General features: G+C 29.2%; 19 protein-coding genes and 1 other RNA gene. 18 read left to right on the top strand and 2 right to left on the bottom strand.

The window, feature by feature from the left end:
- Position 1: 1 nt before the first annotated feature.
- From uvrA to ESOMN_RS03355, 13 genes are all read left to right on the top strand, one after another.
- Positions 2–2,839, top strand: coding sequence for an excinuclease ABC subunit UvrA (gene uvrA, locus ESOMN_RS03415; protein ID WP_024863548.1), 2,838 nt, complete (start codon positions 2–4; stop codon positions 2,837–2,839).
- Entirely contained in the window at positions 2,839–3,945 is a 1,107-nt protein-coding gene (locus ESOMN_RS03410; protein WP_024863547.1) for a bifunctional folylpolyglutamate synthase/dihydrofolate synthase, read from the top strand. The genes uvrA and ESOMN_RS03410 overlap by 1 nt, the downstream gene beginning before the upstream one ends.
- Before the next feature lie 12 nt (positions 3,946–3,957).
- Complete coding sequence (locus tag ESOMN_RS03405) at positions 3,958–4,665, top strand: folate family ECF transporter S component (protein WP_024863546.1); 708 nt, start codon at positions 3,958–3,960, stop codon at positions 4,663–4,665.
- Positions 4,666–4,741: 76 nt separating this feature from the next.
- Positions 4,742–5,671: an HPr(Ser) kinase/phosphatase gene (gene hprK / locus ESOMN_RS03400; RefSeq protein ID WP_024863545.1), complete on the top strand. Its 930-nt coding sequence runs from the start codon at positions 4,742–4,744 to the stop codon at positions 5,669–5,671.
- A gap of 35 nt (positions 5,672–5,706) precedes the next feature.
- Positions 5,707–7,323: a prolipoprotein diacylglyceryl transferase family protein gene (locus ESOMN_RS03395; RefSeq protein ID WP_051445521.1), complete on the top strand. Its 1,617-nt coding sequence runs from the start codon at positions 5,707–5,709 to the stop codon at positions 7,321–7,323.
- On the top strand, positions 7,307–8,248 hold the full coding sequence (gene trxB / locus ESOMN_RS03390) for a thioredoxin-disulfide reductase (RefSeq protein WP_024863543.1): 942 nt from the start codon (positions 7,307–7,309) through the stop codon (positions 8,246–8,248). Before ESOMN_RS03395 ends, trxB begins: the two co-directional genes overlap by 17 nt.
- A gap of 36 nt (positions 8,249–8,284) precedes the next feature.
- Positions 8,285–9,700 (top strand): prolipoprotein diacylglyceryl transferase, encoded by a 1,416-nt coding sequence (locus ESOMN_RS03385; RefSeq protein WP_024863542.1) that lies wholly within the window; start codon positions 8,285–8,287, stop codon positions 9,698–9,700.
- Positions 9,701–9,714: 14 nt separating this feature from the next.
- On the top strand, positions 9,715–10,647 hold the full coding sequence (whiA, locus tag ESOMN_RS03380; RefSeq protein WP_024863541.1) for a DNA-binding protein WhiA: 933 nt from the start codon (positions 9,715–9,717) through the stop codon (positions 10,645–10,647).
- A gap of 17 nt (positions 10,648–10,664) precedes the next feature.
- Positions 10,665–10,892 (top strand): helix-turn-helix domain-containing protein, encoded by a 228-nt coding sequence (locus ESOMN_RS03375; protein WP_034942390.1) that lies wholly within the window; start codon positions 10,665–10,667, stop codon positions 10,890–10,892.
- Positions 10,893–10,965: 73 nt separating this feature from the next.
- Positions 10,966–11,247: a preprotein translocase subunit SecG gene (gene secG, locus ESOMN_RS03370; protein WP_034942387.1), complete on the top strand. Its 282-nt coding sequence runs from the start codon at positions 10,966–10,968 to the stop codon at positions 11,245–11,247.
- A gap of 46 nt (positions 11,248–11,293) precedes the next feature.
- Positions 11,294–13,405, top strand: coding sequence for a ribonuclease R (rnr, locus tag ESOMN_RS03365; protein WP_024863538.1), 2,112 nt, complete (start codon positions 11,294–11,296; stop codon positions 13,403–13,405).
- A 21-nt stretch (positions 13,406–13,426) separates the two neighbouring features.
- Positions 13,427–13,873 carry an SsrA-binding protein SmpB gene (smpB, locus tag ESOMN_RS03360; protein ID WP_024863537.1) on the top strand — a complete coding sequence of 149 codons (447 nt, stop codon included), beginning with the start codon at positions 13,427–13,429 and terminating at the stop codon, positions 13,871–13,873.
- Between the two features lie 8 nt (positions 13,874–13,881).
- On the top strand, positions 13,882–14,400 hold the full coding sequence (locus ESOMN_RS03355; RefSeq protein WP_156920191.1) for a hypothetical protein: 519 nt from the start codon (positions 13,882–13,884) through the stop codon (positions 14,398–14,400).
- Between the two features lie 215 nt (positions 14,401–14,615).
- Here ESOMN_RS03355 and ESOMN_RS03350 read toward each other — a convergent pair whose 3' ends face one another.
- Together ESOMN_RS03350 and ESOMN_RS03345 are read right to left on the bottom strand one after the other, a co-directional pair.
- The gene (locus tag ESOMN_RS03350; protein ID WP_024863535.1) at positions 14,616–15,296 is read right to left on the bottom strand and encodes an IS3 family transposase; all 681 of its coding nucleotides are present in this window, start codon (positions 15,294–15,296) and stop codon (positions 14,616–14,618) included.
- Positions 15,296–15,571: a hypothetical protein gene (locus tag ESOMN_RS03345; protein ID WP_024863534.1), complete on the bottom strand. Its 276-nt coding sequence runs from the start codon at positions 15,569–15,571 to the stop codon at positions 15,296–15,298. The genes ESOMN_RS03350 and ESOMN_RS03345 overlap by 1 nt, the downstream gene beginning before the upstream one ends.
- A 169-nt stretch (positions 15,572–15,740) precedes the next feature.
- Here ESOMN_RS03345 and ESOMN_RS03340 point away from each other — a divergent pair, with 169 nt between their 5' ends.
- The 5 genes from ESOMN_RS03340 to mgtE all read left to right on the top strand — a co-directional run bounded on the left by ESOMN_RS03340 (position 15,741) and on the right by mgtE (position 21,284).
- Positions 15,741–15,992, top strand: a complete 252-nt coding sequence (locus tag ESOMN_RS03340) for a hypothetical protein (RefSeq protein WP_024863533.1) — start codon at positions 15,741–15,743, stop codon at positions 15,990–15,992.
- A gap of 52 nt (positions 15,993–16,044) precedes the next feature.
- Positions 16,045–18,642 carry a PTS transporter subunit EIIC gene (locus ESOMN_RS03335; protein ID WP_198511460.1) on the top strand — a complete coding sequence of 866 codons (2,598 nt, stop codon included), beginning with the start codon at positions 16,045–16,047 and terminating at the stop codon, positions 18,640–18,642.
- Positions 18,643–18,708: 66 nt separating this feature from the next.
- Positions 18,709–19,115, top strand: a transfer-messenger RNA (tmRNA) gene (gene ssrA, locus ESOMN_RS03330).
- A gap of 145 nt (positions 19,116–19,260) precedes the next feature.
- The gene (locus ESOMN_RS03325; protein ID WP_024863531.1) at positions 19,261–19,770 is read left to right on the top strand and encodes a hypothetical protein; all 510 of its coding nucleotides are present in this window, start codon (positions 19,261–19,263) and stop codon (positions 19,768–19,770) included.
- A 104-nt stretch (positions 19,771–19,874) separates the two neighbouring features.
- Positions 19,875–21,284 (top strand): magnesium transporter, encoded by a 1,410-nt coding sequence (mgtE, locus tag ESOMN_RS03320; protein ID WP_024863530.1) that lies wholly within the window; start codon positions 19,875–19,877, stop codon positions 21,282–21,284.
- Positions 21,285–21,293: the final 9 nt, after the last annotated feature.

The following is a 21,293-nucleotide window of genomic DNA, read 5'->3' as shown; positions in this document are numbered from 1 at the left end:
AATGGCAAAAGATAAAATAATAATTAAGGGCGCTAGAGAAAACAATTTAAAAAATGTTAACTTAGAAATTCCAAAAGAAAAATTAATTGTTTTCACGGGTTTATCGGGTTCTGGTAAATCTTCTTTAGCATTCAATACAATTTATGCCGAAGGAAGACGTCGATACATCGAATCTCTTTCTGCATATGCTCGACAATTTTTAGGGGGTAATGAAAAACCTGATGTCGATTCAATCGAAGGTTTATCACCTTCAATTTCAATTGATCAAAAAACCACCTCTCATAACCCAAGATCTACAGTTGGAACTGTTACAGAAATTTATGATTACTTAAGATTGCTTTACGCTAGAGTTGGAACTCCTTTTTGTATTAATGGGCATGGGATTATTAATGCTTCTTCAATTAAAGAAATTGTTCTCAATATTGCTAATGATACAGATGAAGAAGAACAAATATACATATTAGCTCCAATCGCTAGACAGCAAAAAGGAACTTACAAGGATAAATTAGAAAAATTGCAAACTGAAGGATTTATTCGTGTAAAAATTAATGGAGAAATACTTTTATTAAATGAAGAAATTGAGTTAGATAAAAATAAAAAGCATGATATTGATATCGTTGTTGATCGTTTGATTTACAAAAATAACGATGAAATCAGATCGAGAATTTATTCTGCTATCGAAGTGGGTTTAAAATATTCAAGCGGTTTAATTAAAACTTTTTATCCGCAATCTAAAAAAGAAGAAAAGTTGTTTTCAACTAATTATTCTTGTAGTGTTTGTGGTTTCACAATTCCTGAAATGGAACCTAGATTGCTATCATTTAATGCTCCTTTAGGAGCTTGTGGTGATTGTTCTGGACTTGGTGTTAAGTTAGAAGCTGATCCAGAATTAATTATCCCTGATAAAAATATGTCAATAAACCAAGGAGGAATTGTTTATTTCAAAAATCTAGTTGGTTCAGATAATTTAGAATGACAAAAATTAAGAACATTATGTGATTACTATTATATTGACTTAGATTTAGCAATAAAAGATTTAACTCCAAAACAAATTAAAGCTATCCTTTGAGGTTCAGACGAACCAATCGAGTTAAAGTTAATTTCTGCTAATGGTCGTAAGTATGAATCTTATGATTATTTGGAAGGAATTGCCACTCTTTTAAATCGTAGATATTTTGAAACAAGCAGCGAAGAAGCTCGTAAATATTATGCTAAATTCATGGCTTCAAATACTTGCGCAAGTTGTAAAGGGGCAAGATTAAATCCTACAGCTTTGTCAATAAAAATTAACAATGCTTCAATTTTTGATTTTACACAAATGTCAATTGCTGAAGAATTAGATTTTTTACTAAATGTAACATTAACTTCAGCCCAAGAAAAAATTGCAAACTTAGTTTTAAAAGAAATTATTTCACGTGTAAGTTTCTTAAATGAAGTAGGTTTAAATTATTTAAACTTATCTCGTAATGCAACAACATTATCTGGAGGAGAAGCACAAAGAATTAGACTAGCCAAACAAATTGGATCCCAACTTTCGGGAATCTTATATGTTCTAGATGAACCAAGTATTGGTTTACACCAAAGAGATAATGATAAATTAATTGGTACTTTGAAACATTTAAGAGATTTAGGTAACACTTTAATCGTTGTTGAACATGATGAGGATACAATGAAAGAATCGGATTGAATAGTTGATGTTGGCCCTGGAGCTGGTGAACATGGAGGAAAAATTGTTTTTTCAGGAACATACGAACAAATAATTAAAGATAAAAATTCCATTACAGGCCGTTATTTAAGTGGTCTTGAAAAAATTGATGTACCAAAAAAACGTCGTGGTGGTAACGGTAAAAAACTAGAAATAGTTGGCGCTACTGAAAACAACTTAAAAAATATAAATGTAACGGTTCCTTTAGGAAAATTTGTCACAATTACAGGAGTTTCAGGATCTGGAAAATCAACATTACTAGAAGATATTATTTATAAGGGTATTCATAAATCTCTTTCAAAAGAACAAGTAATTGCTGGTAAGTATAAAGAAATTAAGGGTTTGGAAAATATTGACAAAGTTATTTATATTTCCCAAGAACCAATTGGTAAAACCCCACGTTCAAATCCAGCTACTTATACAGGGGTTTTTGATGATATTCGTGATCTTTACGCTGAATCACCAGAAGCAAAAATCAGAGGTTACAAAAAAGGTAGATTTTCATTTAATGTTATTGGTGGAAGATGTGAACATTGTCAAGGTGACGGAATTATTACCATTTCAATGCAATTTATGCCAAGTGTTGAAGTTCTTTGTGAGATTTGTGAAGGGCGCCGTTATAACGATGAAACTTTGCAAGTTAAATTCAAAGGTAAGAATATTTCTGATGTTTTAAATATGACTATTGAAGAAGCTTCTCATTTCTTTGAAAATATTCCACAAATCAAAACTAAACTTGATGCCATTTTAGAAGTTGGACTTGGATATATTAGATTAGGTCAATCAGCGACAACTTTATCTGGAGGAGAAGCACAACGTGTTAAATTATCGACATACTTGTTGAAAAAAGCGACTGGTAAAACATTGTTTTTATTGGATGAACCAACAACCGGATTGCATATTGATGATGTTAAGCGATTAATTATGGTTTTAAATCGTTTGGTTGACTTAGGCAATTCAGTAATCACAATTGAACACAATTTAGATTTTATTAAAGTTTCAGATTACATCATTGATTTGGGTCCCGAAGGAGGATCTGGCGGAGGAAAAGTGGTTGTTGCAGGAACACCTGAACAAATAGCTTTAAACGAAATTTCTTATACAGCCAAATATTTGCGAGAGTATTTAAAATAATGATTAAAGTTTCGCAAGACATAATTCCTGTTAACAAAAGATTTGCTCAAGAATACAATCTCGGAAAGGTTTTAAACATTTTAGGAAATCCTGAAAAATTAGTTCCAACAATTAACATTGTTGGAACTAATGGTAAAGGTTCAACGAGTTTTTACTTGTCAAAAGTTCTACTAAAAAAATATTCAAAAGTAGGATTATTTATTTCACCTGCTTTTTTGCATCACAACGAAAGAATTCAAATTAATAACATACCTATCAGTGACGATGATTTAATGAAATATTTAGAACTTGCTAAAAAATATGTTGATGAATATCATTTAACTTTTTTTGAAATTTGGACACTAATTATGATTTTGTATTTTGCAGATCAAAAAGTAGACATAGCAGTTATTGAAGCTGGTATTGGTGGTGTCAAAGACTCTACGAATTTTATGAGTAACCAAATAGCAACTCTATTAACTTCTGTATCAATCGATCATACTGAAGTACTTGGTGAAACTATTGAAGAAATTTTATTTCAAAAAGTGAACATTGTTAAAAATAATAAACCTTTATTTATTAGCAAAGATAACGAAAAATATTTTTCACAAATAAAAAATATGTTACCAAACAACCAAATAATTATTGGATCAAGTGTTTTTGATCGTGTTAGTTATCAAGAAAATAATAAAGGTTTAGTAAAGGTGTTTTTGACTTTTTTAGAAATTGAAGATGAAACAATATTTAAATTAAATCCACCATTAGGTCGTTTTACAATTTTGAATCAAGACCCGTTTTTAATAATTGATGGGGCACACAATTCAGACGGTATTAAAAACTTAATTAAAACTGTCAAATATTATAATGAAGATTTTATAGTTTTGTTTGCTTCGAGTTTTCATAAAGATTTTCAAACTAATTTAAAAATGCTTAATGAAAATTTTAAAGAAGTTTATATTACAAGTTTTGAGCATCTTAAGGCATGAAACATTGAAGAAATTAATTATCCAAATAAAATTATTAATTGAAAAAACTTTTTACAAAATAACAAAACAAAAAATATTTTAATTTGCGGAAGTTTATACTTTGTTCCTGAAGTATTTGAGTGATATAACTTAAATATGTAGAAAGGAGTATAAGTGTTTTACTGAATAACTAATGGATCAGCCATTTTTGTCATTCTTTTATTATTTATCGGTAGTTTAGCTATTGAAAAATTTAGTTTTAAAAGGTTTACAACAAAGAACATCGCATTAATTGGCCTATTATGTGCCGTTGCTGTAGTTCTAACAAACGTAGTTGGTTATAGTAGAATATTTGGTTTTCAAATTATGATTGGAAATTTCGTAATCTTCTTAACAGGAATGGCCTTTGGGCCACTTGTTGGAGTGGTGATCGGAGTAGTTGCTGATGGTGTCGGTGCTTTGATAAATTTATCAGGGACTTTTCATGCCGGATTTATGCTTGAAAAAGTATTATTTGGTGTGCTTGGTTCGTTTGTCTTTTTTTCAAAGTCGAATAAATGATGAATTTTAAAAGTCATTTTATTTATGTCGCTCGCAATAATTATCGGATTATTTGCTATAAACCCCATTTCATTATGGTCAAGTGGATTTGTTGATGGATATATCTACACAACCTTTATTAAACATTTAATAATGTTTCCAATAGAGTTAGTTGTTTATGGTTTGTTAACAATTTCTTGTTTTAGAGTATTATGAATATTCTTAAAAAAAATGCCCAACCGTGAAAAAAGTGCTTGAGTTGCACGCAATGGTGATATTCGCTTTTTAATGAAAAAGCATGAATCAGAATTAACAAAAATCGAAAATAAAAAAATTAAATAATTTTCGATACACAAAAACCCGTTGATTTACTCTCAACGGGTTTTGTTTTGGTAGAATTAAACAAAGGAGAATAACGATGAAAAAATTATTTCTTAAACACTTAACTGAAAAGTTTCCATTTCAAGTTTTAGCAGGAAAAGATAAAATTGATTCTACTCAAATTTTGGTTTATGGGCTAAATCGTGCTGGATTAGAATTAACCGGTTATTTTGTAGAAACTGGCGATAAATCCAAACGAGCAGTTTTAATGTCTTCAAAAGAATATAAATATATTTCTCAATTTAATGAACAACAAAGAGCTGAAAAATATAAGAAATTAATTAATTCTGGTATTCCAACAATTATTTTTACCCAAAAATTTGAAGACAAATTATTGATTGATGTCGCTAGGGAATTAGATTTTCCGTTGTTATCAATCAATACCCCTTCAACTTCAGAATTTACCCAAAGAATTTTAGATTATTTTGATTTATTTTTTGCACCACAAATAGAAGTGCATGGATCACTTGTTAATATTTATGGGAAAGGAATTTTGATTACTGGGGAATCAGGAATTGGTAAATCTGAAGTAACAATTGATTTAATTAAAAAAAATCATTTATTTGTTGGTGATGATCGCATAATTTTAATAAATAAATCAAATAACATTTACGGGAAATCACATCCCATTCTTAGAAATCTAATTGAAGTTAGAGGAATTGGAATTATGGATATTTCTAAGACTAATGGTAATCAAGTTTTAATCGATGAAACTAAAATTGATTTAATTATTGAATTATTTAAATTTGGTGAAAACGGTGTTGATGATGCCGATCGATTGGGAAGAGAATATTTAACAAAATCAGTTTTAGGAATTGATGTTCCTTATATTAGAATTCCGGTTTCATCGGGAAGAAATATTGCTAATCTTATTGAATCGGCTGTTGCACAATTAAAAATAAAACAATCAACAGATAACGAAGATGTTATTGCTTTAATGAACAAACGCTTAAATGAAGAAGTTTAAAATAATTAATTCATAAAATAAAAAAAGGAGGATCTATGCTGCTTAGTACAATCGGAGAATGAATAGTAGCAAATGGTGATCCTGCTGCTGATAGATCATTTGGTGGTGTTGTTCCGGCATATCCTGTTTTTATGTTTGTAGGAATTATTATTGTTATCTTTTTTTCAATTATTAAAATGAAGATAAAAAAAATTCCTTTGCGCGAATTTGAATTAGCAATTATAACAGTTGTACCAATTGGAGTGATTGGTGGATCAATTTTTGGGAAAATTTTTATACCCGGAATTGAATGGTACACGGTGTTCTTCTTTTGACAACCAGGAATGTCTTTATTTGGGGCATTAATATTAGGGACCGTAGCAGGTTTTGTTATTTTTTATGTTCGCTCCAAAAAAACCTTAATTTCAGTATGAGTTTATGCTGATTGCATCATTCCCAATATTTTAATTGGACAAGCCATCGGAAGATGAGGAAACATGTTCAATCATGAAATTCTAGGTAGTGTTGTTTCTTATGATTCACTTTGATGATTAGTAGATTCAATCAAAAACAAACTTTTTTATTTTCCTAATTTAGCAGGCTTTGAGTTAGAAACTAAAGGTGAATGATGGACAAACATAAGCGAATGAAGCAATTGAAAGGCAACTAGTGGCCCATTTCAAGGATTAAGTCTAGAAAATGTTTTGAATTGAAAAATGGGTAGCGAGTGATTAGTTAATGATCTTGGCGATAAATTGGATCCAAATATTTACAATTATGGGACTATTCAGTTCCGTAACCCTTTATTTTTATATGAATCTTTAATGAATATTGGGCTATGATTAATAATAACTTTTGTAATTAATAATTTAGGTCGATGATTTTCTCCGACTAAACCCTGAGATTTAGAACCTAAAGCCTACCCAGGATGGTACAACAAAAAATACAAAAGTTTAAAAGAACAAGAAATTGTTGGTATTAATACTCAACTTCCAATAAAATATAAAAAGGTTCAAATTAAAACTAAAGCTGGTGAAAATATTGAACTTAAACTAGGATTTTATCAAGCATGAAATAAGGCTTTTTATTGATATCAACCAGATGAACAAAAAATTCATGAATTTGAAATGGCATTAAACGAAAAAGAAATTATGCAAACTCAGCAACTAAGTCGTTTAACGAAGATTAAAAAAGAACATAAGCAAAAGATAGTTAAATCAAAAGCTGATTTTCGTAATAAACTTAGCAGAGCAAAAAATAGTAACGATAAACAACAATTATTAAAATCTAAAAAACAAAATTTCGATTTAATTTATCAAAATCATCAAGAAAAGTTAAATGAAATTTACGCATTAATCGGTAACTGAACAAGAATATTTAAAGGTAATCCAGAATTTTCAAAAGGATTAGAAAAATTAAATAATCCCAACAAATATTTTGTTATTAGATGTGGAGTCACTACAGGATTTTATGTTTTTGGATATATGTTAATTCGTGTTATTCTTGAAACTCAACGTAGACCAGAAGAGTTATTTATTCAAAATAGTTTTGTAGCTGATTTTATTGTGTTGACAATCTTATTGCTTTTAGGAATAGTAATTATCATTTTTGCCCAATTCATAGCACCATATAAATACAGAGAGGTAAATTGACTATATGAAAAATCATATTAATAATATTTGAGATGTTTTAATAATCGGTGGTGGTCCTGCGGGAATGACAGCAGCGATCTATGCTGCTCGTGCTGGTTTGAAAACAGTTATTCTTGAAAAAGAAGCACCCGGGGGTAAAATGATTAAAACTGATTTGATCGAAAACTATCCTGGTTTTATTGAACCAATTTTGGGCCCTGATCTTTCAATAAAATTTTATGAGCAAGCAACAACTTTAGGAACAGAATTTATTTTTGATGAAGCAACTCATGTTAAAAAATTAGAAGATCGCAATTTTGAAATTCACTTAGCATCAGGAAATATTCAAATAGCAAAAGCAGTAATTATAGCAACAGGTACAAAAGAAAATTTATTAGGAATTCCTGGTGAAGAAAAACTATACGGAAAAGGTGTTTCTTATTGTGCTGTTTGTGATGGAGCTTTTCATAAAGGTAAAGCAGTTGCTATCGTTGGTGGCGGTTATTCAGCAATTACTGAAGGAACATATTTAACTAAATTTGTTAAAAAATTATATGTAATCGTACGTAAAAATTATTTTAGAGCAGATAAATGAAATGTTGATCACTTAAAAGAAACCCCTGGTGTTGAATACATTATGGAAACTGTTGTAGACAAAATTAACGGTGATGATAAAGTTGAATCAATTACAATTAGAAATTTAAAAACAGGAGAAATTAAAGATTTAGAAGTTACTGCCATTTTCCCATACATTGGAGCAAAACCAATTACTCAATTTGTTTCTAACTTTGATATCACAGATGAAAATGGTTATATTATTGCTGATCCCAAAATGGAAACAAAAACCCCTGGTTTATTTGTGGCAGGAGATGTTAGGGATGTGCCATTGCGTCAAATCGCGATTGCCGCTGGTGATGGAGCAATGGCTGGACAAATGGTTGTTGAATACTTACAAAATTTAAGATAATTCAAAATAAGTAATTTCTTAGAAAGGAGAAATAAAATGAATATTGATTGAACACAAAATAATAATTTCGTTGGTGTAATGGCTAACGGTGTTAAGGATAACTACGGATTCATTCACGTTTATGCTTTAACAATGACTTTAGGAATGATTGCTGCAGTTTTATTTTCCTTATACAAATTTTGAAAACGTGGAATGCCATTAAATTCATTATTGATGTCTGTTATTTTTATTATTCCGATTAGTTTAATGGGTGCTAGTTTTTTTGGTAAATTAAATGCAGACGGCCCTGGTGTAAATGCGGGAGGAGCTAACTTTTGAGGTTTATTCGCTTTTTGAAATGCCGGAATGGCAATTCATGGAGGAGTTTATGCTGGATTAATAACAGGAGTTATATTCTTTTCGTTTGCTGGGAGAAAAAATAAAATTTCAATGTTTTCATTTATTGATGCCATTGTTCCTAATATTTTATTAGGACAAGCAATTGGGCGTTGAGGAAACTTCTTCAATCATGAAGTAATGGGTGCTCCAATTCATAAATATGGAAGTTTAACTTCTTGAACCACTGGGTCTGAAGGTTTGGTTGATTACAACACAATTGCAGAACATATCGATAAACCTTTAAATTGGTTGCACTTACCAGATTGAATGTTGCAAAACACTATGGCAATTTATAAAGGAAGTGGAGAAAAAATAGGAGGAATTGATTTGAGTTACGGAGATATTGTTCAATTGTCTCCAATCTTCTTTTACGAATCAATGGCTTTAATGGGTGCTTGAATAATAATTACTTTTATAATTCCAAATATCGGTAAGTGAATTGGTAAAAAACCATGAAATAACTCAAAAGAATTTGCTATTTCATGAGATTACACATTTAAACATTTCTTCATGCCCTGAACTAAAGACGAAAGTAAAAACACTTGAACACAAGCTTGAGAAAAAGGTTTTGTTAAAAATGTTGATGCTAAAGCTAAAAAGAAATATCTTGAAGATATCGCAAACATTCAAAAATTACCAACAAACAAATTTGTCAAAAGATGAAAATCAGGTAAAGCTTTAATTAAAGCTAACAATCCAAACGGTTATGTAGTAACAAAATCAGGGATGGAAGGTTTTGCTTATTTCTTCTGTTGAAACATTGTGAGATACTTCTTAGAATTATCAAGACCAGATGACCATTTATTTATCATGTTTGATAAACCATTATCATTGGGATTAATAATGGGTAGTGTGATTTTTGGTTTAATTGGAATGATTATTACTCAAATTGGTGTTCCTGAATTAACGAGAAAAACAGGATACATGTATGAAAAGGATTATTTTAAAATTTCTGATTCATCTCAAACTCATAAAATAATCGATAATCCAAAAGCGTCAAAAAACATCAAAAACGAAATTATTAATAAAAAAGAACAAAAAGCAAAAGAAAAATTAACTAAATTAGAAAAGTAAAAAGAGGTGAGATTATGTCGTTTGCGTTAAAAGTAAAAGAAGAAATAATCTCACACTCTTTTTCAAAGCAACAAAAACAACAACTTTTAGCTGGTTTTATTAAATATAATGCCGATTTAGTCTACACAAACGGTACTGAGAAATTAAAATTAAGTACAGTTTCTAACCGTGTAGCAAGAACAATCTTTTCTTTTTGCAAAGAGTTATTTAATGGACAAATTGAAATTTCTATTGTAAGATCTCAGATTTTGAAAAAAAATCAAACCTTCCAATTAACATTAATTGGAAATGTTGGTAATTTTTTAAATCAACTCCACATATATGTGTCAAAAAGTGGTAAACTAATCTTAGCAAGTGAAGAAGCTCAACATGATTCTGAATTGATGAGAGCTTATATTGCTGGTATTTTTATAGCTGTTGGTTCTGTTAATTCACCAACAACCACAAACTATCATCTAGAAGTTCAATTTAAAGAATTGGATTCAGCAAATTACTTTTTGAAAATTACTAAAAATTTTAGTTTTGATTTTAAAGTTTTAAAGAGAAACTCACAAAGATATGTTTGTTATATAAAAAAGTCAGCAATGGTATCTGATTTCCTTAAGTTAATTGATGCCTCACAAGCGGTTTTGGATTTTGAAAATAAACGCATTTCTAGAGATATGTTTAACAATATCAACAGAATAGCAAATATTGATATCTCTAACCAAACCAAAACATCAGCGGCCGCTGATAAACAACTTGAACAAATTCAAAAAATCAAAAAAAGTAAATCAATGCACTTATTATCCAATAAAGCACAAGCGCTATGTGACTTAAGGATTAAAAATCCTGAATCTAGTTTTTCAGAATTAGAAACGTTGATGAATAAAAATGGTTTTAGAATAACAAAATCTGGAGTTAGCAATTTATTTAAGACAATTGCTAAATTTAGTGAAGAAGTATAACATCGAGGGGGTAAACTATGTCAATGCAAGAAAAATCAGAAATAATTTCAAGGCTTTCAAAAAATATGAAAGAATATAGATCAAAACAAAAAATAACTCAAGAAGAATTATCTTTCAGAAGCGGTTTACACCGTAATTATATTTCTGATACCGAAAGAGGTACTAGAAATATTTCTTTAGAAGCGTTAGAAAAAATTGCTAAAGGTTTAGAAGTTGAAGTTGAAGATTTATTTAAAAGACAATAATGTTTAAAAAGAACCTTGTGGTTCTTTTTATTTGATAAAATAAATAATAAGTTATACAAAATGGAGGGATTTTATGACAATAAATTTATTAGCAGCAGCAACAAATAACGGTTTAATTTTAGCTTTTGAAATTATCGCTTTTGTAGTTTCAATTGCCATGATTGCTGTTGGTTTAATTCAAAACAAAAAATCCCAAACTGGTCTTAGTGCCTTAAATGGTGGTAATGAAGAATTGTTTTCTAACTCTAAGGAAAGAGGAATTGAAAGAATTTTATCAATTTGCATGTTAAGTTTTGGAGCAGTCTTATTTATTGCGACAATAATAATTTGTATTTTAACTAACACTATTCTCTAATAGTGTTTTTGTTTTAAACAATGGTTAGAGCTGAGGGAGCAAAATTATGAAAAATGAAATTATCAAATATTTACAAAACAATAAAAATCAATTGACAATGAAAATCATTCAAGATAAATTTGGTTGATCTAAAGAAACTGAAAAAATTATCAATCAATTAATTGTTGATCAAATTATTGCAATTAATAAAAATCAAATAAATATTTTTTTGTTAGATAATATGAATTTTCACATTGGAAGAATTAAAACAAATCCAAAAGGTTTTGGATTTGTTAATGATTTTAAAGATCTTGAAAAAGATGATTACTTCGTTCCTCCAGTGGCTCTAAATGGTTCAATATATGGAGATACTATAATTTACACAATCGAAAAAGAAAAAGATGAACGTTTGCACGCTACTGTAATTGATATTGTTAAACGCGAAAAAGAGTTTGTTGTTGGAGAAATTGTCCAGAGTAAAGATGGCCGTTTTTTAGATTTTATTCCTACTGATTTAGCATTTAGTAATGCAAGAGTTGTTATGGTTAATAAAACCGATTTTGAACTCAAGCCTAATTTATTATTTAAAGCTAAAATTTTAGAGGCAAAAGATCGTAAATTGTTTGTTCGTTTAAAAAAATATGTTGGTGATGCAACTAAAGCAGCTGATCGAATTCTTTCAATCGCTGAAGAATTTAATATTAAAACTGAATTTTCTAAAAGAACAATTGAAAACGCTAACGAAGTTAATATTCCGGTTCTAAATCAGGAAAGCGAAATTAAACGTCGATCTAAAAATTCATTAATAAACTTACACTTGGTAACTATTGATGGGGCCGATTCTAAAGATTTAGATGATTCAATTTATGTAGAAAGAACAAATAAAGGTTATAAATTAATTGTGGCAATTGCCGATGTTTCATATTATGTAAAATCTAAAAGCCCTTTAGATAATGAAGCCTTAATGAGAGGTAACTCAACTTATCTTGCTAATAAAGTTATTCCTATGCTGCCTAAAATTTTAAGTAATGATTTATGTTCGTTAAATCCTAACACTGAAAAATTTGCAATGGCTTGTGAAATGATTTTTGATAATCAAGGAAAAATGTTAAGTAAAAAAGTTTACGAAACAATTATGATTTCAAAAGCAAGATTAACTTATGATGAAGTTAATAATTATTTTCATAAAAAAGAATGATCTAAAGACCCGCTAATAGCTAAAATGTTGAATATTGCCTTAGAGTTAAACAACTTAATTGATGTCATTCACAATCAAAGAGGAACAATAAATATTGAGACTCGTGAACCAAAGGTTATTATGGATCAAGATTCTAATGTTTTAGAAATTAATGCTAGAACTACAGATATTTCAGAAAAATTAATCGAAAATTTTATGGTTAGTGCAAATGAAGCTGTAGCTGAATTGATTTTTGAAAAAGAATTGCCATTTATTTATAGAAATCATGGTCGTCCATTGGAAGAAGATTTAATAGCTTGGTATGGAACAATCAAATCATTTGGAATTGATCCCAAATTAACTGACAAAGAAATGCTAGAACCTAAAAATTTAAATAAAACTTTAATGCAAATTAATAAACAAATTTTAGATCCTGTAGAAAAAGAATTATTAAATATTTCTTTATTAAGACATATGGACAAAGCTAAATACGGTTTAGTCAATATTGGTCATTTTGGTTTAGGTTCGGAATGTTATACACACTTTACTTCACCAATTAGACGTTATTCAGACTTAATGGTTCACCGTTATTTAAAAGAATACCTTCTAGAAAATAAAACAGACGAATTAACTTTAGAAAAAAATCATAAATTTATTGAAACTGCTTCTCCGATTATTAATGATACAGAAGTTCAAAGCGTTGATTGCGAACGCGAAGTTGTTAAAGTTTGTATGGTTGAGTTTTTAAAAGATAAAATTGGTAATGTTTATGAGGGGATGATTTCTGTTGCTTTAAAATTTGGATTTTTTGTACAACTAGAAAATATGGTTGAAGGTTTAGTTCATATCTCCACATTGGGTGATGGTTTGACTTATGATGAAAAAAATTACACTTTAATTAGACCCGATAATACATTTTATAGAATGGGTCAAAAGGTTAAAATTAAAGTTGTTAATGCTGATATTAAAACTAGAAAAATTGATTTTGAATTAGTTAAATAAACCAAAAGGAGAGTGTTGATTATGGGAGAGTTTATCATTGCTCAAAATAAGAAAGCATTTTTTAATTATGAAATTTTAGAAAAGATTGAAGCAGGAATTGTTTTGTCGGGACCTGAAATAAAATCAATTAGAGAAAAAGAAGTTTCAATAATAGAATCTTTTATTTTAATTAGAAAAGGTGAAGCTTTTATCTTGAATATGAATATTAAAAAATATGAGTATGCTAATAATATTCAAAATTTAGAGCCAACAAGAACAAGAAAACTTTTATTGCATAAAAAAGAAATTAAAAATCTTTTAAAGAGAATTAAATTGGAAAGACTTACAATTGTGCCTTTAAAACTTTATTTAAAAGACAACTATGCTAAATTAGAAATTGGTTTAGCAAAAGGTAAAAAAATTTATGATAAAAGAGAAATGATTAAGAAAAGAGATTTAGAAAGAAAAATTTCAAAAAATAAATATTAAGGAGTTTTATGAGTTGATGATTAACCACCATAATAATTTTAGGGCTATTAATCGGTCTAGGTTTAGGTGTATGAGGATTTATGAATGGTTTTGATTTACGTAAAAAAGATTACAAAAAAATTCGTCAAGAAAAGATAAAAAACAACAACCAAACAGTTGTAGAAATCCAAAAACAAGATTTTATTTTATTTGATCAAATCAAATCCTTGCCTAAGAAAAAATTTAATGGGATTTATTCTTTGTATGTTGGACCAGAAATCAACGAAAATGATTTTTTTATTCCAGTTTATTTAGTTAAGAGCTTTAATGTAATTGAAGATATTGTCAATGATTCCCAAAACTTAATTGATAACAAAAGAGATTCTGTCTATGCAGAAATTATTGAATACCTTGAACATCAAAATAAAAATTTTGATGATCTGCGCTGGTCATTACTAGAAGCAAATATTGATTCAAGTGAAATTAATGATAGATTTGATTTTTGATTGAAAAATTCAAAAGCTAAAGAACGCGGATTTAATAAATAAAAAAATGTAGTTTTTTTAGAGTGAACCCCAAAAAGTAAGTATTAATAAAAAATTTACTTTTATCTTACATTACGAGATTTAAGTCTCGTAATTTTTTATTGTTATATCATTTGTTTCATTTTATTACACTCAATTTGTATTCGTTTTCAGATAAATAATTATTGTTATGAATTGTCCCTTTTTTCAAAAGTGCATGAAAACTTTCAATCATTACATTATCTGCGCAAGTATATGCAGCACCAATTGATATAATAAGATTGTCTGCATCACATCGATTTTTTCAAGCGTTTGATGTGTACAGAGATCCGTGATCTGAATGGATAATAATTCCATTCAGATCTTTTTATCTTTTTAATTTGTTTAATAGCTCCGTTTAAATTATCTAAAACCAATTTAAGATCATTAATTTTAGAAATTTCAGCATGCACAATTTCTTTTGTATGCCCATCAATTATTGTAGATTGATAAAATCTTTTAGTTCCTCATATGTGGTAAGTAACATCAGTGTATAAAACTGAAAATCTAGTTTGAACTTGATTAAATTTTCTTTGAATTAAATCCGGATAAGCATCAATATAACTTTCCATCACTTTATGAATTAAAGTTTTTTTAATCATTTTTTGAACATATTGAGCACGAATACCGTAAGTATTCATTATTCTAAGAATCTTTTTGTGGTTAATTATTATTCCTTTTTGCCTAAGTTCTTTATCTATTTCCTGATAACCAAACTGTTTTAAATTTTCATTAAAAACTTTTTTAATTTCTTGTAAAGCAAATTTATCTTTTTCTTGTAAATTAACGTGTTTATATTTATCTCAATATGATTTTTTCAACTCTAAAATCTTTATCATCAAGATTAAACTATAGTTTTTAAGATTTTCTTTAATAAACATTATTTTAAACCTTCTTGGTTTGCCAAGAATTCCATGAACTTTTTTAGAATTTCGTACCTCTCTTTATAATTTTTTTCAGTATTTTTTTGTCTACCTTTTTTATTTTTGATAGCAATTTGATGATTTTTGTATTTATATCTTCATGTTCCGATAGTGTTATTTGTTATCCCATATTTTTCTGCTGTTATTTTATTTCCGTATTTTCTGCTAGACTCCAAAACTTCGTTAATAAAACTATCTGTGTATTTGTTAAATTTTTGCCCTTTACTAACCATAATAAAAGAACCCCTTTCTTTAAAGTATTATACAAATTTTTTATTTGTACTTACTTTTCGGGGTTCACTCTATTTAAACCACATTTTTTTATTTGCCTAATTTTTATTTATATTTATCGCATGAATATTTTTAAATAAATTATAATAATAAAGTTAGGGGGGTTTTGTCGTGTTTTTATCTAGCTTGAATGTCAATCAAAATATTGGATTAATTATAATGATTATTGGAATCATTCTTTGTGCAATTTTTACATTTTTACATTTTTATTTTAAGAATAAAACGAGTAGATCAAAATTCGGAACAACGAATAGAGAATCTCAATCAGTTTGAGAATTCACTAAGAAAAACTTTTTTGTTTTCGTTGCTTTGTTTTCGGTTGTTTTTATAATTTCTGGAATAGCCATGATGATCACTGGTTAGGTGCGACAGAATTTCTATAACAAAAATTTGTAAATTTTTGAAAGGAGAACTTATGGCTCACTTATCCGTAAGAAAAGATAGTGAAAGTAGTTTAGCATCTACAGAGCATAAAGACCACAAACCTGGAAAAGTTAAACATTTTTTCAAAGGTATTATGCCAACACTATCGAAATTAAGTAAAGCTTTTTTATTGCCAATCGCTTTACTACCAATCGCCGGAGTATTCTTGGGTGTGGGAGCAGCAATCGCAAATGCTGCTGATTCACAAACAGCTTTATGATATTTTGGTACAGTTTTAAATAAAATGGGGGATGTATGCTTTGGTAACCTTCCTATTCTATTCACCATGTCAGTTGCTATGGCATATACAAAAGACGCTGGAGTTGCAGCATTAACTGCAGTTGTTGGTTTCTTGGTTATGAATGGAATGCAAGCAGCATTATTGGGTGTAGGAACACCCGATCAATATGGTAACCCAACATGAACTTTATTGTTTCACAAAGATATTCCAAATGGTTTAATAACTTCAAATATTGGGGTTAATTCACTAAACACAGGAGTTTTTGCCGGAATCTTTGTTGGTGCTATTGCTGCTGGGGTTTACAATAAATTCCATAAAACACAATTACCCCAAGCAATTTCTTTTTTCAGTGGAACAAAATTAGTTCCAATTATAACTTTCTTTGCGGTTATTCCGTTATCATTTATTTTTATGATTTTATGACCATGAATTGGTAAAGGTTTAGCAACATTTGGAACTGAATCTGGAAAATTACCAATGGGATTGGATTCTTTTGTATTCGAAATTGCAGAACGTTCATTAGTTCCTTTTGGGTTACATCATGTATTTTACGCTCCATTGTGATGAACTAATGCCGGTGGTTCAATTTCTCAAACATTTAACAATGCAAATGATGTTTGATCAGCTGATCTTAATGCGATGTTTAATGGAATTAAGGGTACTCAATGACTTACTAATTGAATAGGATCTCATTCTGAATGAGCATCAACATATTCAGTTACACTAGATCAAACAGGATGAAATAATTTATACCAATCAATATCAAATAATCCAAGTAAAGATGTTCAAGACCTTTGAGCAGCAATGGGTGATCAAACAATGATGGCTAAAACATTAGCTAATTTAAAAGTTATTAACTTTACTGATTTACAGGATTTGGGATTAAACTTAGGTCGTTTCCAATCTGGTAAATTTGGATTTATGTTATTAGGATTGCCAATGGCAGCATTAGCAATGTGATTAACAGTTCCAAAACAAAATCGTAAACAAGTAATGGGAATTTATATTTCAGCTGCGTTCACTTGTTTCTTAACAGGTATCACAGAACCAATTGAATATACTTTCTTATTCTTAGCACCATGATTATTCTATGGTGTACATATGCCTTTAGCTGCTGTTTCATTCTTGTTAGCGGGAATGTTACATACTCACGTTTCGATGACAGTTTCTGGAGGATTTATTGATTACATCGTATTTGGTGTTATTCCTTACTTCTCAGGAGCAGTTTCAGGATCAGATGGATGATTATCAATGTTCGGAGTTCTATTTGTATCAGTTGGAATGGGACCAATATACTTCTTTGCATTTTACTTTGCAGTAAAATACGGAAAAGTTATGGTTCCAGGACGTGATACCTCAACAGATGGAGCAGACGCAAAATTATTTACAAAAGACGATTACAAAGCTCAACATGGTCAAAACCGTGATGGTTCACCTCTGGAATCTAATTCATACACATCTTCAAAAAGCGCTGTTGAAACAGCAAGATATGATAAAGCAGCAAAAATTATTCACTTCTTAGGTGGACAAACAAATGTTGTTGATGTTGATGCTTGTGCATCAAGGTTACGTGTAACAGTTAAAGATTCTTCGATTGTAAATAAAGATGGAATTATGTCACTTGGTGGTTCTACAGGAGCACTAATTAGAGGAACAAGCGTTCAAGTTATCTATGGTGGAGAACAAGAAGCAATTAAACCTCGTATGATTGAAATTTTATCAATTCAAAGAAAACAAGCAAAAATGGGTGTTTCTGCAGTTTCAAACTCAAATACACCAATTGCATCAACTACACCTAGTTTAAAAGTTATGTTAGTTGATGAAAACATGATGGTTGATTGTCCAAAATGTGGAGAAAAATTCCAAGTTGAATTAATCAATGATCATATGAAACAAAAATCAGTCACTAAAAAACCAACCGCTAAAAAGATTGTTGCTAAAAAAGAAACAACAAAACCAGTTGTTAAAAAAGCCGTTGCAAAACCAGTTGCTAAAAAAGAAACAACAAAACCAGTTGCTAAAAAAACTGCTGCAAAACCAGTAGATGCACACAAAGAATCTGCAGATTTTCTAAAAAACGTAGAAGCTAAATATAAAAAAGAATTAGCTGCTAAAAAACCAGTTAAATCAGCAGACAAAAATATGTCATCTGCACAACGTGCTAAAGTAGATGGATCTGATTCAATTACTGAAGCTCGCTCTGAATTACAAAAACACGCAAATCAATTACGTAAAGTGGCTAAAGATCGTAAGATTAAAGTTAAAAATGTAAACTTACGTGATATGACTAAAAAAGAATTAATTACTTATATGCAAACAATTGCAAACACTATTAATTCTGCAAAATAGTTATTTAAAATCAATCTAGAAATAGATTGATTTTTTTATGTTAAAAAAGATTTATAATAAATATATGGGGGTGTCCTGGTTTCGACAGGATACGTTCAATTCGTAACTGCAGTGGTTTTGCAAACCTTAATGCCAGGTCTAATTAAACGCAGACAAAAAAGAAGAAAACTTTGAAATGCCAGCATTTATGTTCAATAAAGAATTTGCTGGAGCTGCAGCTTTTGCTGCTTAATTAACTTAAGTTAATTGCATTCAACTATCGTTAGTATTACAAGCTTTACTAATTGATTGACTATACCAAGTTTGTTAGGTAATTATTATCGTGATTTATAATTATTGAATCTCTATTACGAACGGTAGATAAACCTTTAGTTAAATTTAGTTTATTTATCGAGTTAGAAAATTAACTAAACTTGTAGACGTTGCGAAAAGATATATCTTGGACGCGAGTTCGATTCTCGCCATCTCCACCATTTATTTAAACTTTCTAAAACCTCGTATTTTACGAGGTTTTTTGTATCTTGGATATTTTTTGTTTGCAATACCTTTCTAAAATATGTATATTAATAGAGTTATAAAAAATGACAACATTTTTAAATACAAGAGGTATAAATATTTATGAAAAAAATTAAGTATTGAATATTGTCTTTAGACTTTATTAGTATTATTTTTGGTTTAGGAGGAATAATTTGCGGGATTTTAAGTGTTCTTGCTTTAAACTCATTCTGATCTCCAGACAAACATATTAGAGAGTCTGACTCATTTATGTTTTCGATTGCTACAGTAAGTTTAGACGTAGTTAGTGTTATTGCAGCTCTAGCTGCATTCTTAATCGGAAGAGCTGTCTACATCAAAGAGAAAAAGGCGGGTCATGTTTTAGATCCACGAATTGAAAAGTTAGAACAAAAAACTATTGTTGCCGATTTAATTAGTTTTATTTTAGGTTTAATCGGATTAATTTTTGGAATCATGAGTATTGTGTGACTATTGCCAACATTCTTAAATGAAAAACTATCTTATGATATAACAATTGCTTCGGTTGTCTTCGACTTTTTAAGTTCGCTATCAGTTGGAGTTGCAATTTATTTCTTTGTTAATATTAAAAAAATTAACGTTGCAGAGCATTAGTTTGGACTAATGCTTTTTTATTGCTTGCTTAATATAAATATTAATCTCGTAATCTTTATTAAGAAGTTTGATAAAATATATTTATTAAATTATAGAGGTATAAAATGGTCGATTTAAACGAACTCAAAATAAAATTAATAACTTTAGCAGAAACAAATGATTTAAAAGGAACACGAAAAATGGTTGAAGAAAACCAACCAATTGATTTTGCCGAAATTTTAAGTGAATTAGAACCAAAAATGATAGTACGCATTTTTAGAATGTTAGATTCAGAAGAAGCTGCCGAAATTTTTACATATTTAAAACCTGAATTTCAAGAAATTATTATTTCAGCATTTTCAAGTGGAGAAATTAAAGAAATAGTTGATGAGCTTTACAGTGACGACTTGATTGATGTCATTGATGAAATGCCTGCTGAAATTGTTAAAAAGATTTTAAAATCAACCACCCCAGAACAAAGAGCTGAATTAAATAGTATTTTAAAATATGAAGAAGAAACAGCTGGTGGTATCATGACTGTCAACTTTATCGAAATAAAACAAACTTGAACAGTTGAAGAAGCAATTGAAAACATTCGTAAAGTCCATGAAGATTTTGAAACAGTTGATGTTTTATATGTTGTTGATGATTTTGGTGTTGTTAAAGGATGATTAGAATTTAAAGAGTTAGTTTTTAATAGTTCAAAGGCAAAAATTGATAAAATAATGAATCCAAACGTTGTTACTGTAAGTATTGACACCGATCAAGAAAAAGTTGGTCAGATAATCAAAAGATATGATTTAAATACAATCCCAGTTATTGATAAAAAAAATAAAATGGTAGGCATTATTACTGTTGATGATGTTCTTGATGTAATTGAAAAAGAAACAACCGAAGATATTGCTAAATTTGCGGGAATTCAAAAAATTGAAGATGAATATTTTGAAACAGGAATATTTAAAATGATTCGTTCAAGATCGATTTGATTATTAGCAATGTTATTATTAGGGACTATAGGTCAAATTTTAATAATTATTTTCTTTAATATTTATGGAATTAATGAATCAACAATGGACCCTAAAGCCTTTTATGGAATCATGATGTTATCACCGCTTGTGATTGTGTTGGCTGCGATTATTGGAATTAGTGGCAATCAATCAGCGACGATGATGGTGAGATCACTAGCGCTTCACGAAATTAAAAGAGAAGATATTGGTAAAATTTTGCTAAAAGAATTTTTGGTTTCATTATTAATAGCTTTAATCTTAGTTCTTATTAATATTCTTCGTTTAATAATTGTTTATTCAATTCAATTCGAAGGATTAAATCATTCATCGATTTGATCAGCAATTGGTTCAAGTTCAGTTGCTATCATTTTAACAATTATTTTTGCAAATTTAATTGGATGTTTATTGCCGATTGCTGCAAAAAAAATTAAATTAGATCCTGCTATAGTTGCCTCACCATTAGTTACAACAGTTCTGGATATTTTAACCATTGGTGTCTTTTTCGGAATCGGATTAGCACTATACTAGAAAGAAAAT

It is taken from the genome of Williamsoniiplasma somnilux, from assembly GCF_002804005.1.
GTDB classification, from domain to species: Bacteria; Bacillota_I; Bacilli_A; order Mycoplasmatales; family Mycoplasmataceae; genus Williamsoniiplasma; species Williamsoniiplasma somnilux.
This window is presented reverse-complemented; position numbering and strand designations above follow the sequence as displayed.